This is a genomic window from Gordonia tangerina (assembly GCF_021556435.1).
GTDB classification, from domain to species: Bacteria; Actinomycetota; Actinomycetes; order Mycobacteriales; family Mycobacteriaceae; genus Gordonia; species Gordonia tangerina.
The window spans coordinates 45,230-59,066 of the sequence record NZ_JAKGCU010000012.1; the positions used below are offsets into that span (position 1 = coordinate 45,230).

9 protein-coding genes are annotated in these 13,837 nt (G+C 68.5%); 2 read left to right on the forward strand and 7 right to left on the reverse strand.

What is annotated here, in order from left to right; translation table 11 throughout:
- Window positions 1-27: 27 nt before the first annotated feature.
- The 4 genes from recD to L1892_RS13950 all read right to left on the reverse strand — a co-directional run bounded on the left by recD (window position 28) and on the right by L1892_RS13950 (window position 9,226).
- Entirely contained in the window at window positions 28-1,947 is a 1,920-nt protein-coding gene (recD, locus tag L1892_RS13935; protein ID WP_235724206.1) for an exodeoxyribonuclease V subunit alpha, read from the reverse strand.
- On the reverse strand, window positions 1,944-5,312 hold the full coding sequence (locus L1892_RS13940; protein ID WP_372475072.1) for a UvrD-helicase domain-containing protein: 3,369 nt from the start codon (window positions 5,310-5,312) through the stop codon (window positions 1,944-1,946). Before L1892_RS13940 ends, recD begins: the two co-directional genes overlap by 4 nt.
- Window position 5,313: 1 nt before the next feature.
- Window positions 5,314-8,712 (reverse strand): exodeoxyribonuclease V subunit gamma, encoded by a 3,399-nt coding sequence (gene recC, locus L1892_RS13945; protein ID WP_235724207.1) that lies wholly within the window; start codon window positions 8,710-8,712, stop codon window positions 5,314-5,316.
- A gap of 85 nt (window positions 8,713-8,797) precedes the next feature.
- Window positions 8,798-9,226, reverse strand: a complete 429-nt coding sequence (locus L1892_RS13950) for an acyl-CoA thioesterase (protein WP_235724208.1) — start codon at window positions 9,224-9,226, stop codon at window positions 8,798-8,800.
- A gap of 150 nt (window positions 9,227-9,376) precedes the next feature.
- Here L1892_RS13950 and L1892_RS13955 point away from each other — a divergent pair, with 150 nt between their 5' ends.
- Together L1892_RS13955 and L1892_RS13960 are read left to right on the forward strand one after the other, a co-directional pair.
- Entirely contained in the window at window positions 9,377-10,015 is a 639-nt protein-coding gene (locus tag L1892_RS13955) for a GNAT family N-acetyltransferase (protein WP_235724209.1), read from the forward strand.
- Between the two features lie 141 nt (window positions 10,016-10,156).
- Complete coding sequence (locus L1892_RS13960) at window positions 10,157-11,686, forward strand: NAD(P)/FAD-dependent oxidoreductase (protein WP_235724210.1); 1,530 nt, start codon at window positions 10,157-10,159, stop codon at window positions 11,684-11,686.
- Between the two features lie 15 nt (window positions 11,687-11,701).
- On the opposite strand, the gene L1892_RS13965 is transcribed toward L1892_RS13960, so the two are convergent.
- Genes L1892_RS13965 through L1892_RS13975 form a run of 3 tightly spaced genes read right to left on the reverse strand, consistent with a single transcriptional unit; the run spans window position 11,702 to window position 13,834 of the window.
- Entirely contained in the window at window positions 11,702-12,418 is a 717-nt protein-coding gene (locus L1892_RS13965; protein ID WP_235724211.1) for an urease accessory protein UreD, read from the reverse strand.
- Window positions 12,419-12,420: 2 nt separating this feature from the next.
- On the reverse strand, window positions 12,421-13,107 hold the full coding sequence (gene ureG, locus L1892_RS13970) for an urease accessory protein UreG (protein WP_235724212.1): 687 nt from the start codon (window positions 13,105-13,107) through the stop codon (window positions 12,421-12,423).
- Window positions 13,108-13,150: 43 nt separating this feature from the next.
- A complete protein-coding gene (locus tag L1892_RS13975) occupies window positions 13,151-13,834 on the reverse strand; it encodes an urease accessory protein UreF (protein ID WP_235724213.1) in 684 nt (227 codons plus the stop codon).
- Window positions 13,835-13,837: the final 3 nt, after the last annotated feature.

The following is a 13,837-nucleotide window of genomic DNA, read 5'->3' on the forward strand; positions in this document are numbered from 1 at the left end:
GGTTCAGCTGTCGACTCCCCCGGATTCCTACGGCGTCGTGACCGCGACCGGCGAACGCAGCCCACTTGCACGCTGGACCCGGCGGCGCACGGCCGCGGCCAACACGTCGGCGGAACCGACAATCCGGACGTGTCTGCGAGCTCGGGTCACGGCGGTGTAGAGCAGTTCTCGGGTCAGTAACTCCGACCCCTCCGGCGGTAGCACCACGGTGACCCCGTCGAACTGGCTGCCCTGGCTGCGGTGGATCGTCATGGCATACAACGGCACCACATCGGCCAGACGAGTCGGATGCAGGCGCCGGATCTCGGTGCCGCGCCGGAAGACCACCTCCAGGGTGTTCCCGGAGCGGATCACCACACCGCTGTCACCGTTGAAGGTCGCGGTCTGCCGATCGTTGGCCGTCACCAACAGCGGCTCGCCCGGGTGCGCGGTCGGCGACGCCGCCCAGACGCCGCCGGGTGAGCTCGACCCCATGGCCGGCGATCGGCCGTGCCCGCTGTCCGTGTCACCCTCGGCCAACCAGTCCACCACCCGACGCGACCAGCCCTGCACACCCCAACTGCCATCGCGGTGAGCACACAGCACCCGGTGCGCGTCGAGGGCGTCCAGCGCGGCTGGTGCATCGCCCAGCGCGCCTGCACTCGACATCGCTGCTCCCCAGGCCGCCACGTCGGCCCGCACGCCGTCCAACTCGTCCGGCGACACCAGGCTGACCTCGGTGAGATCCGGGTCGGTCACCAGGGCGACCACGGCGTCGGCATCTCCACGGTTGATGGCCCCGGCAACCTCTGCGATCCCCCCGCCGAACCGATGGCCGCGCTGCAGCGTCACCACGCCGCGTTCCACCCGGTCACGATCGGCGAGGCCGGCCGGCACCGCCGATCCGATCCCCTCTGGCAGCGGGAGCGGCGCGATACCGCCTTCCCGGTCGACGAGGTCGGCCAGTACCGCACCGGCCTCGACCGAGGCGAGCTGATGCGGATCGCCGACGAGGATCACCCGCGTGTCCGGACGTACCGCATCCAGAAGTCGACTCATCGCCGTCATCGAGAGCATCGACGTCTCGTCGACCACCACCACGTCGTAGGGCAACTTGTTTCCGCGTCCATATCGGGGGGTCGAACCGGGCCGCCAGCCGAGCAGTGAGTGCACGGTCACCGCGTGCACCGACGCCGGGGCCGCGGCGTCCGCCGACACCGCCGCCTGCAATTGCGCGGCCGCCCGACCGGTGGGCGCGCACAGCCCGATCCGGACCGAACCGCCGCCCAGCCGATCGAGCACCGACAGAATCCGCGCGACCGTGTACGTCTTGCCGGTGCCCGGTCCGCCGGCGACCACCAGCGTCCAGCTCACCGCAGCCATCTGCGCGGCCACTCGCTGAAGGTCCACCGATCCGGCCTCGGCAGGCCCGAACACGTCATCGACAGCCTCGGTGACCGCAGCCGGATCGACATCCGGACGTGTCTGCTCTCGCGCCATCAGCGCCTCGCGGATCAGCTGCTCCTGGCGAAAGTACTTGCGTAGGTAAAGCAGTGGGCCATCTGCAGAGGAGGCCAGAACCAGCGGCCGAAGTGGCCCGGTCCCGGCGCCACGCACCAGCGCGCTGTCGGTCAGCGCGCGGATCAGTTCCTCCGGCGCCGGCAGGTCCGGCGACACCGTTTCGGCCCAGGGACCGACGATCTCGGCCACCCGTGACACGGCCAGACATGTGGACCCGTATCGCACCGCACGAACGGCCAGGGCCGCTCCAACCTGGGCCACCTCGCCCACCGGTTCGCCACACAATCGGGCCAGCCTTTGCGTGATGTGCAGGTCTGCCGCGTCGAGTACACCCGAACGGCACAGGGTCGCCAACGCGCCCTCGGCTCCGGCGAACGATCGCGCATCGTTCACCGTGCGGGCCGGCCGCGGGTCGGCTGGGCGGTCGGCGGTCTCGGCTGCGCTCATCTGTCGCCTTTCGCCAGTAAACCCGACAGGTCCTCGACGAGGGAAGGAGGCACCGCCCACTCGAACACGCCGCAACCGGGCGGCGTGCGCGGTCCCACCATCCCCCGCACGAAGTGATATTGCACCGGGGCGAGGTGCTCGCCCGCCTGGTATCCGGGCAACCTCCATCGCAGGTATCTGTGCAACGCAACCGAATACAGCAACGCCTGCAGCGGATAGTTGGCCGCCGACATCTCGGCCGCCATCGACATGCGATCGAAGTCCTCGGCGCTGAGTTCACCGGGCCGCAAGCGGTTGGTCTTGTAGTCGACGATCACGAAGCGGCCGGCAGGAGTGCGCAACACCGAGTCGATGCTGCCGGTCAGGAACCCGCGCAGGCGTTGCGGCGGCAGCGCGCGCAGCTGGGCACTGTATCCGGCCAGCGGATCGTCGGCGACGAGATGCCGGTCCATCAGGTCGGCGATCGCGGCGGTCGTCACCGCCGCGCCGGTCGCCGAACCATCGGCCAGCGGGAACTCGAACTCCATCTCGGCGAGGCGATCCCGTGGTCCGACCGACCACAGGTCACCGAAGCCGAGTGGCGTGGTCAACACTCCGACCAATGCTGCGGTGAGACGTTCCACGTCGACGTCGAGCATCCGCGCAGCGATCGCCTGTCCACACAGGTCCGCGACGTGCGCGCCCATGTCTGGCATGGCGGTGTCGACATACTCGAGCACCTCGTGCACCAGCGTGCCGAAGGCCGCACCGAAGGGCATGCCGTTCATCAACGACGGGGTGCCGGTCGGTTGTCCACCGGCTATCTGCACGGCTTCTCCCGGCTCGGCGGGTTCGTCGGCGATCAGGTCCGCATCGGACTCGCTGCCCGATTCCAGCACCGCGGGATGGCCATGTCCTGCACCGGCAACGATGGCGGAATACGATGTGCGACGCCAGCTCTGGTCGATGGTCCGGTCGAATCGGGCTGCCGACAGCCCCGTTGGCGGTGGCGCCGGCACCGGTGGGTCGATGCGACTGTCACCATCGCGGCCGGCCACCTCCACGCTGATGGCACCGTCGAGGCGATAACCCATCAGCACTCGCGCACAGGTGTCGTCGTCGGGGACGTCGAAGCTCTCGGGCACTACCGACGATCCCGCTGTGCGCCCGAACAACAGGCGGTGCAGTGCGGAGTTCCGCGTGTGATACGCCGGAGCCCACCACGCGACGACCTGCGATTGCGCTCGGGTCAGGGCAACATAGAGCAGCCGCAGCTCCTCCCCCGCCGCCTCACTCTCATGTCGCTGCCACCGTTGCCGATGGCCCGGCGCCTCGGTCCCGCCCACATCGAGCGCCCGCTCGGCGTGCGCATCGTGGAACGTGAAGGTGGCCCGATTCGCATTGCGCGCCCCATCCCATGCGAACGGCACGTAGACGATCGGGAACTGCAAACCCTTGCTGCGGTGCACGGTCATGATCTGCACCGCCTGGGTGTCGCGGTCGAGTCGCCGCGTCTGATCCTGATGACGTTGCCAGCGGGTGGTGTCGGCGATGCGGTCGGCGAGCCACTCGACCAGCCCACTGAGCCCGCACCCACTGTGCATGACCTCGACGTTGCACAGTGAGGCCACCTGGATCAGATCCGTCAGCTCGCGTTCCCCGTCGGGCCCGGCGAGCACACGTTCGGCCACCCGCATGCGGCTCATCAGGCGCTGTGCCATCGCCGCGAATCCGCCCTCGGCGAAGACGTGCCCGAAGCTCTGCAGACTCATCGCCAGGTCGGTGATGCCGGCGCCGTCATCGCAGGCGAGGGCGTCGACGTCCCAGCCGATCAAGGTCCCGAGCGCTGCCGTGCGCACCAAATCGGTACGCGCCGGCTGTTCGACCGCCCGGATCACCGCCAGCCACTGCCGCGCCGCGGCGGTGTGGAAGACGCTGGTGCCCGATCCGATCACCGCCGCGACGCCATGGGCCTGCAGGTGTTGTTGCAGAGGTGCGATGGTCTTGTTGAGCGTCACCAGGATGGCGATGTCACCGGGCTCCACCGGCCGCACCGCCCCGTCGGCCTCGATCGTCGTCTTCGATGCCAACAGTCCGGCGATGTCGGCCGCGACGTCGGCGATGACCTTGTCGCGGACAGCGCCGACGGCGGGGAAACCGCTTCGGTTGAGCACGGTGAAATCCCGCCGCGGCAGCGCGCGCAACCGCACCGGCGGCACTCCGTGCAGTCGGCTGCCGGATCGAGCCGCAGTGACCTCGTGCACCACGATGTCACCGTGCCCGAGTTCGGCGCCACCGTGCAGGCGGGCAAGGGCGTCCACCAGAGCCCCATCGGAGCGTCGGTTGACATCGAGGACGCGTAGGGAATCGGCAGACCGTACCGCCTGCAGATAGCTGAGCACCTCGGCACCGCGAAAACCGTAGATGGACTGTTTGGGATCACCGACCAGCACCAGTCTCCGGCTGCCGTGAAAACAGCGGTGGACGATCTCCCACTGTTGGGGGTCGGTGTCCTGGAACTCGTCGACGAGCACGGCGTCGAACATCGCGCGGATACGTGTGCATGCCGCCGCCCCCACGACGGGATCGGTCACGATCCGAAACAGGATCATCTGCAAGTCGTCATAGGTGCGCAGACGCGACGTCCGCTTGCGTTCTTCGACGATCTCGCGGATACGTGCGGCAAACCGCACCCGGCGGTGCGCGACCATCGCTTCGGGGGTATCGGCATCGCCGAGGTCGGTCTCCGACGGTGCGAGCGCGGTGGCCGGTTGCCGGATCGCGTCCCGGGCGATGTCGGTCGCGTCCCCGAGTGAGAAATCGGGGCGGTCGGCGCCGGCGTAGCCGCGGAGATAGAGATCGAGCGCGGCTTCGTCGACGAGATCATCGACGTCTTCCACGATCTCGTAGATCATCTCTCGTTCACCAAGGAAGCCCAGGGCATCGAGCATGCGGTTGCAGAAGGTGTGTGTGGTCGCGATGGTGGACGCATCGAAATCCGACAGCGCACGTACCAGCCGTTCCCGACGAAGGGTCACCTCGCCGACCTCGCCGTCGGCCAGGTAGCCAACCAGCGGGTCCGCGTGATCCGGGCCGTCCTCCGGACTTGCCAGCGCAGCAATGAGTTCCACCACGCGCTCTCGCATCCGCTCGCGCAGCTCGGCGGTGGCCGCGCGGCTGAAGGTGACCAGCAACAGCTTGTCGATCGGCACACCCTCGGCTATCAACCGGGCGCCGAGACCCACGATCGCGTAGGTCTTACCGGTGCCGGCGCTGGCCTCGAGGACGGTGGTCCCCTCAGGCAGAGGCGCGGTCACGTCGAAGGCCACGGGCACACGGCCCGGACCATGGCGGTAGTCGGTGTCGGTCATCTCGGGTCCGGTCATCTCAGGTCAGGGTCTCGTGTTCGAGCAGCGGGTCCCACACCAGGCGGGCCAGTGCACCGAACAGGGTGTCGCCGGGGTCTGCGGGCAACTGCGGTCCATCCCAGGAATCTTCGGATGGTACCGGCGCCGCGAGCACGTCTTCGAAGTCCACCGGCCGGGTGACGTCGCCGCCGAACACCATCCGCAGGTAGCGATCTCGGCCTGCACCGAAGTCGCCGTCGTACGCGCGGCGGGCCGCCGGCAGGGCACGGTCGGCGCCCCCCGAACGGCGATGGTGATCGGCAAACTCCGCGGCCGGGTCCAGTGGGAGCGGCAGCGCGCGGCGCAGCCCGAGGTCGCGCAACCCGATCAGGGAACAGAGTACGTCGAGCGGGTGCTCCGGGGCGGTGAGCAGAGACCGGGCAACCCCACCCGAACGGGTCGGTCGCCGCGCGATGACGGCTGCGGCGCGAACGTCGTCTCCGCGCCCCACTGCCTGCCGGGCGGCAGCGACGGCGAGCAGCCGGATCCACGCGGTCAACCGCTGTTTGGCCCGGAGCTTCGAATAGGTGGCCGTGATCACCGTGCCCGCATGGATGTCGCCGACCGTGCCGTATACGCGCCGGCCGTCGGGCAACGGAACCACCAGGTCGACCGTCGACGATGTGCCGACTCGAGCGGACTCGGCCGCCGCGAAGACCGCAGCCACGTCGGTCGAGATGTCGCGCAACTCGCGGGTACCGAATGCATACGGCGGCAGCGTTCCGCGGCGGAGTTCGGCGGCCTGGCAGGCGGCGAGATCGGTACCGGCGAGCATCCGCGCCAGGAATCTGTCGCCGATTGCCCAACGGTCCAGCGGCGCGAGGGCGACGTCGAGTTGATCGGCGTGCGGGCGTTCCTCATCCGGGATGCGGGCGCCCAGTCGCTGCCGGACGAAACCCTCGATCGGATTGGTCAGGAAGCTGACCAGCGACGCGAGTTCGATGTCGTCGGGGTCGGGCGGGTCCAGGCGGCCGTCGGCGATCATCGAACGCCGCTCCGGCGTGGTCCCGGACGCCCGCGCTCCGGCGAGCAGGGCGGTGTCATAGGAGAACGGCTCGGCCACCCCGGCGATCGCACCGGGCACGAAATTGTCGGCGTCGAAGGCGTGCAGGGTGTGGCGACGAACGCAACTGTCAGGCGTTCGGGTGATCGCCGACACCGCGTCGACGAGTTCGCTGACGACCACGGCAGGTGGAATTCGCTGTCCCGAGACGGGGTCTGCGCCGCTGTAGAGCACCAGCAGATGCTCCTCGGCCGCGCAGATCGCATCGAGGAACAACTGACGGTCCTCGTCGCGTGGATTGCGTTCGCCCACCAGTGGCGCCCGTGCCGCAATGTCATCACCATCGTGGCGCAGCGCGCGCGGGAAGGCGTCCCCATCGACCCCGAGGAGCACGATCACCCGGTGCGGTACCGATCGCATCGGCACCATGGAACACACGGTCAACTCGCCGGTGCGGAAGTTGGCCCGGGTGGGCGCGGCCGACACGAGCCCGGCGATCAGGTCGCGGATGTCCCCCAACCGGAGCTCCACCTCTCCCCCGTCCGGTCCGCCCGCGGCGACCTCGCCCTCTTCGAACACTCCTGCGATCGAGCGGAGAGCCTGCGCCCGTTGCCATTCGGAGTCGACATCGGTGAGGACGAGTGCATCGATCGCGTCGGCGAGGATCTGTGTCCATGCGTTCGCCGGCTGGGTACCGCTCAGCGCGCCGAGTGTGGTCGACAATCTGTCCACGAATTCGGCGAACCGTCCGGCCAGGTCGATCTCGGTGCTCTCGACGCCACCGAGCGGTAGCGCGGTGTCGAGCCATTCATTGTCGGCCTCCTCCGCGACCGCGCCGAGCAGAATCCGGTCAATCCCGGTCTCGAAGGTGCCCTGTCGGAAGCCCTTGAGCCCGAACCGCCCCCGCTGCGAATCGTCGATCGCCCAGCGGATATTGCTGCCCACCAACCATTCCCGGATCACCTCGAGATCGTCGTCGGTGAGGTCGAAGCGCATGCGCACGGGCTCTCGGCCGAGCAGGTCCAGTACGGCACCGGCGGTGACCCGCCCGGCCGCGAGTTCGACAACTGCCGCGACCACGTCGAGCACGCTGTTGGTGTGCCGCAGGCCCCGATCGGCCAGGCGTACCCGCAGGTCGAAAGCCGGATGCCCGAGCCCCGGCTGACCGAATGCACCACGCACCAACGGCGCGAAGGCCTCCACGTCGGGACACATGATCAAGACGTCGCGCGGCTGCAGGCCGGCGTCGGCGGCGAACAGGTGCAGCAACCGGTCGCGCAACACCTCGACCTGTCGTTCCGCGCCATGGCACGCGTGTACCTCTACGGAAGTGTCGGCATCGCGCACGGACGCGCTCGGTTCGTCGGCGCGCAGACCTGCCTGCAGTGCGGCCAGCACGGAATTATGCGGCGCGGCAGCCGTCGGGGGGTGATGGTGGTCGCGGTCGACCACCGGCGCCACTCTGCGCTGCAAGTCCTGGACGTCGCGGGAGAGTCCGGCGAGCAGCGGATGCGCGAGTCGGGGCGGTGGATTGTCGGCCCGCCGCCGCGCACCGGTGGGCGCGGCCGCGGCCAGGGTCTCCCACAGCGCCGGACTCGGATGCGGCACGAACAGGTGCACCTCACGGTGCGCCGACACCGCCGACAGCACGTCGAGCAGTGATTCGGTGACACGGGTCGGGCCGAACACCGACAGCCGCTCGGGAAGGTCGATCGCGTGCGGGTTCTCGCGCACGACCGCGCAACGCTCGGCGAGTTCTTCTGCCGGGTGCGGATGACCGATCTCACGTCGGACCGCGCGCCAGAAGTCCGGCTGCCAGGCCAGGTCGTCGGGTACGGGGGCGCCTGCGCCATCGGTGTCGGAGCCATCGGCCCACGCGGCAAGCATCGCCGGTCGCTGACGGCCGTAGGAGTCGAAGAGCTCGGCGATCTGGCGGGCGGTGGCATAGCGGCGACCGCGCCGGTGATCGTCTGCCCCGGCGCCGGCGCCAACATGACGCGCCAGCACGGCCAGGCGTGGATCGTCGATCAATTCGTCCAACACCCGCAACACCGGCCAGGTCATCGCACCGGGCCACCAGCGGCGGCCTGCCGATACACCGGTGGCGTCCGCACCGTCGGCACGACGCTCGGCGCACTCCAACACGCGATCGGTCAGGCGTGCGGGCGAGGTGAAGTCCAGGTTGGCGGCCACGCCGTCGTGCCCACGCGTCGTGCCCAGCCGGGTGGCCAGCCGCTGTTGCAGCCAACGTTCCACGCCCGGCGCGGGCACCGAGACGATTTCGGTGGTCATCGGATCGGGCAGCGGCGTCAGCAGCAGGTGTGCCAGTGCATCGGCCAGAGCATCGGTCCGTTCCGCCCGATGGAGATGGAACATGTGCTGGCGCCTCCTGTGCGTCGTCGGCTGACGTCGCGCGACTCGTTCTCCGCGTCGTTCGATGTGCTGCTCGTGCCGTGGCCCGTCACCGCACCGGCAGGCCGGCGTCGGCCACGTAATGGGCCTCGAGCACCTCGCGCACCTCATCCGGCGGCGGTGTCGGCCGCCCGGTGCGCGGGTCCACCGACACCATGGTCGTCTCGGCGACGGCACAGGTGATGCCGGCCGGATCGATCAATGTCAGCGAGAGGTTGAAGGACGTGGTGCCGACCCGACTGACGCAGGAGCGGACCGTGACCGGTTCCACCGAGTAGTCGAGGACGGCGGAGAAGACGATCTCCTGGCGTGCCACCGACAGGGAGAAGCCGGCGGGCCGGTGCGGAAGCCACCGGGCGAACGACCGCACTCGCGCTTCCTCGAAGATCCGCGCGAACTGCACGTTGTTGATGTGATTGTTGATGTCCATGTCGCCCCAACGCAGCTGGATCGACAGGTCGAGATGTTCGTCGGCCACGTTCGAGAACCCTAGCCGCTGCCCCCGACGGACTGCGATCCGACGAAACGACGACCACCGTTTCCGGATCGACACACGGGTGGCGATGACCGCATCTCGCGGAAAGAGAACCGTACACTCACCGCAGAGCACTTCGGCGAGGGGGAGATCGTGATTCTGGAGACCGCGCGACTCCGGCTTCGGCCGGTCAGCGGGTCCGACGTCGATGCCCTGGTACGTCTCGACGGCGATCCCGAGGTCATGCGTTATGTTAGCGGGGGTGCGCCGACCCCTCAGGAGGTCATCGAAGGCTGGGTGCTGCCCCGCGCCGAGGCCGAGCGTCGAGCCCACCGGACCGGGATGTGGACCGCGCTGGACCGCGACGCCGGGCACTTCCGCGGCTGGTTCGCGTTGCGGACACCTCGGCACAGTTACCACCCCGAGGTGGAACTCAGCTATCGCCTGGCCCGCGAGGTGTGGGGTCGCGGGCTGGCCACCGAGGCGGCCCACGCACTGCTGGACATGGCGTTCCGCGAACTGGGCACCGAACGGGTGTTCGCCAGCACAATGGCTGCCAACATCGCGTCCCGGCGCGTCATGGAGAAGATCGGCATGCGACTGTCGGCTATCCACCTCTGCGATGAGGACATCCTGTTCGGTTCCGGTTCCGGCGAGGTGGAATACGAACTGCTGCACAATCATTGGGAGACCACCACGATGAGCTGGTGTCACGCTCGGACGCCGATCGGGCGATCGCAGCGCCTGGTCACAGAGCCGGGCCGCCACGCGTTCGGCGACCTGACCGCCTGACGCCGGACCGGTGACAATCGGACAGTTCCGGCAGCGGGACGGATCGCGGGGGTCCTCGTCCGGATCTTTCGGCGATGATTGACTACCGTTAGTGGTGCGCGGCAGCAGCCCAACAGCCCACCGACAGGAGATGTTCCTCAGATGAGCAGCCCCACTCCGACCACCACGCGTCCGCATGTCGTCATCGTCGGTTCCGGATTCGGTGGTCTCTTCGCAGCCCAGCGTCTGGGCAAGGCAGACGTCGACGTCACCCTGATCGCCAAGACCACCCACCATCTGTTCCAACCGATGCTCTACCAGGTGGCGACCGGAATCATCGCCGAGGGCGAGATCGCCCCGGCCACCCGCGTCGTCATGCGGAAACAGAAAAACGTCACCGTCTTGCTCGGTGATGTCTTCGACATCGACCTCGACGGAAAGAAGGTGACGTCGAGGCTGCTCGAACGCATCACCGTCACTCCGTATGACAGCCTGATCATCGCGGCAGGCGCCGATCAGTCCTACTTCGGTAACGATCATTTCGCCGAGTACGCACCGGGTATGAAGACCATCGACCACGCCCTCGAACTGCGTGGCCGCATCCTGGGTGCCTTCGAGCAGGCCGAGTTGTCCGACGATCCCGAAGAGCGCGCCAAATTGCTCACCTTCGTGGTGGTGGGCGCCGGACCGACCGGTGTCGAGCTCGCAGGTCAGATCGCCGAGATGAGCGACAAGACCCTCAAGGGCACCTTCCGCAACATCGACCCGACCGAAGCCCGCGTGATCCTGCTCGACGCCGCACCCGCCGTGCTCCCACCGTTCGGTGAGAAGCTCGGTCGCAAGGCGGCCGAACGCCTCACCAAGATGGGCGTGGAGATACAGCTCAACGCGATGGTCGTCGACGTCGACTACGACGGCCTGGTCGTCAAGGAGAAGGACGGCAGCACGCGACGCATCGAGTCGCAGTGCAAGGTGTGGTCGGCCGGCGTGCAGGCCAGTCCGCTCGGACAGCAGCTCGCCGAGCAGTCGGGCGTTGAGCTCGACCGCGCCGGACGGGTCAAGGTGCTGCCCGACCTCACCATTCCCGACAACCCGTATGTGTTCGTGGTCGGCGACATGATGGCGGTCGACGGGGTGCCCGGAGTGGCGCAGGGCGCGATTCAGGGTGGCCGTTACGCCGCCGACGCGATCAAGGCCGGTCTGCACGGACAGACACAGGAGCAACGCAAGCCGTTCAGCTATTACGACAAGGGGTCGATGGCCACGATCTCGCGGTTCAGCGCGGTGATGCAGGTGCCGGTGCCCGGCACGAAGAAGAAATTCGAGACCGAGGGATACTTCGCCTGGCTGGGCTGGCTGGCCTTGCACCTGGTCTACCTGGTGGGCTTCCGCAATCGACTCAACACGCTGATCAACTGGTTCTTCGCCTTCAGCACCCGTGGCCGTACCCAGCTCGCGGTCACCGAACAACAGGTCTACGCGCGGACCGCACTGGGTGCGTTGTCGGCGCTCGAGGGCAAGTCCGAGGACGAAGCAGTCGTCGAGGCAACCGGGGCGATTCCCTCGACGCGGGCGCCCGGGACCGAGTCGGTCCCATCGTCGCAATCGGAGGCAAGTGGATCCGACGAGCCCGAGTCGTCGGCGCCGGAGTCGCAATCGTCGGACACGCAGGCGCGGGCCGAGGCCGGCTGACCGAGCGAGCAGGCCTCACCTGGCGGCCAGGGCCGCCAGATCGAGGTCGTCGGCCAGCGACCGCGTGTGCTGCGCCGACGAACCCAGCGCCGTGGTGAGGGTTGCCGGCGAGCCCTGATCGGGCGCGGCCAGTTCGAGGCGCGTCGCGTAGGCCACCTCGGAGACCGCCGCCTCGCGCGCATCCGGATACCGCAACACGCTGCTGACCGCCCGATGCCCGCTGCCGGCCGGATCACCCAATCCGAGCCGATGCCGCAGCAGCGGGCCGTCGCCGACATCCATCCGCAGCGCACCCTGCCACCGCGCACGCTCGACGTCCTCGGCACGTTCCACGGATCGTCCGAGTTGAGCGTGTTCGGCGACGATGACGGTGGCCGACGGGTCGGCAACGATCGCGGTCGAGGTGCGGTGGTCGGCACCACCGGCCACGACGGTCGGTTGCGGGTCGAGGTGCAGCCGACCGCCCGCGCCAACCTCGATGTCCCATGTCATCACCGAGTCGGGCCGGTTGCGTGCGGGCAGCGCCAGCGTCGCGGCGACTGTTGTGAGGTGCAGCGAGGCGCCTGCCTCGACCACCACGCGAACATCGATCGTGTCACCCCCGAGCGGTGTCGCGGCGGTACTGATCAGGTGGACGGTCTCCACGCCGGTCTGCCGTGCTGCGAGACCACCGACCGCGGCGACGCGCGGCGAGCGGCCACGAACGGCCACGATCTCGATCTGGGTGCGCACGGTCAGCCGGTCACCGCGACCTCGGCCAACTGACGACGGACCCAGGCCAACACATCGGTGGCCGCGGGATCATCGGTCAGCGAGATCATCGCCGTCGGACGCCCCTCCCGCACGCGTTCGGCGTCGGTGCGCATCACCTCGAGATCGGCATGCACCTGCTGCGCCAGATCGGTCTTGTTGATAACCAGCAGATCCGAATACGTCACGCCGGGGCCACCTTTGCGCGGAACCTTGTCGCCCCCGGCCACGTCGATCACGAAGATCTGGGCATCGATCAGGCCCGTGGAGAAGGTGGCGGTGAGGTTGTCACCGCCGGACTCGACCAGGATCAGGTCCAGCGGCGGATTACTCGCGACGAGATCGTCGATCGCGTCGAGATTGGCGGTGATGTCGTCGCGGATGGCGGTGTGTGGGCATCCGCCGGTCTGCACTGCGGTGATGCGCTCGTCGGGCAGAACCGCGTTGCGGCGCAGAAAGTCGGCGTCCTCGGTGGTGTAGATGTCGTTGGTCAGCACAGCCACCGAGAGTTCGTCGCGGAGTTGACGGCACAAGGCGGCGACGAGCGCGGTCTTGCCCGAGCCGACCGGGCCACCGATCCCGATGCGCAACGCCTCACCCGGTTCGCGGTGACGGCGCGGTCGGGAGTGGTCGTGGCCGTGTGGCTGTCCATCGATGAGATGCGGGGGCATGTCGTCCTCTCGTGGGTCGGCTGCGGATCGGTGTGGTGTCCGGTCAGGACACGAACAAGGGCATGTCGCGGCGCTCGTGACGTTCGGCGAACACGTCGAGCATCGGGTCGGAGAGATCGGCTAGTTCGACGGCGGCCGCGGCGGCTACCCGCTCGCATTCCGACCCGAGATCGGCAATCACCACCGCGACATCTGCCGGGTCGAGCGCGAGCAGCCGTTGGCCGGCCGTCGCCGCTCCGCTCATCGTCGTGTAGACGAGGATCAACGCGGTGTGGAAGCCGGACAATTCACTGATGCGGCCGACCGCTCCCGAGATGACCGGCAGGTGCGTGCGCGGCGTGTGGTCACTCCAGTCATGCTGCGGCCACAGGCGGCCGGCGAGTCGACGCATACCCCTGCCCTGGGCCAGCGAGGCACGGCGGCCGGCCGCCGACGGTGTGCGCGCATCGGTCTCCCGTTGCGCGGTCGGGACATCGATTGTTCCGTCGGCCACGGCGGCGGCGATCGACGCGGCCACGAGCCCACTGGTGGCGACTCGACGCCGAAGGAACTCCGCCAGGGTTGTCGCGTCGACGACGACCCGATCGGCGATGGCCTGTTCGACACCGCCGGAGTGCACGTGTCCACCGATCGGCAGTCGCGAGTCGGCGAGTGTGAGCATCATCGACAGCTGCGAGCGGGTCTCGGGGTTCGGCATCGGGCTGTTCGGCATGAGATTGTTCGGCATCGG

Coding starts and splice junctions, on each gene's coding strand:
- recD (WP_235724206.1), bottom strand. CDS start 1,947: ATGAGCGCAGCCGAGACCGCCGACCGCCCAGCCGACCCGCGGCCGGCC.
- L1892_RS13940 (WP_372475072.1), bottom strand. CDS start 5,312: ATGACCGGACCCGAGATGACCGACACCGACTACCGCCATGGTCCGGGC.
- recC (WP_235724207.1), bottom strand. CDS start 8,712: ATGTTCCATCTCCATCGGGCGGAACGGACCGATGCTCTGGCCGATGCA.
- L1892_RS13960 (WP_235724210.1), top strand. CDS start 10,157: ATGAGCAGCCCCACTCCGACCACCACGCGTCCGCATGTCGTCATCGTC.
- ureG (WP_235724212.1), bottom strand. CDS start 13,107: ATGCCCCCGCATCTCATCGATGGACAGCCACACGGCCACGACCACTCC.
- L1892_RS13975 (WP_235724213.1), bottom strand. CDS start 13,834: ATGCCGAACAATCTCATGCCGAACAGCCCGATGCCGAACCCCGAGACC.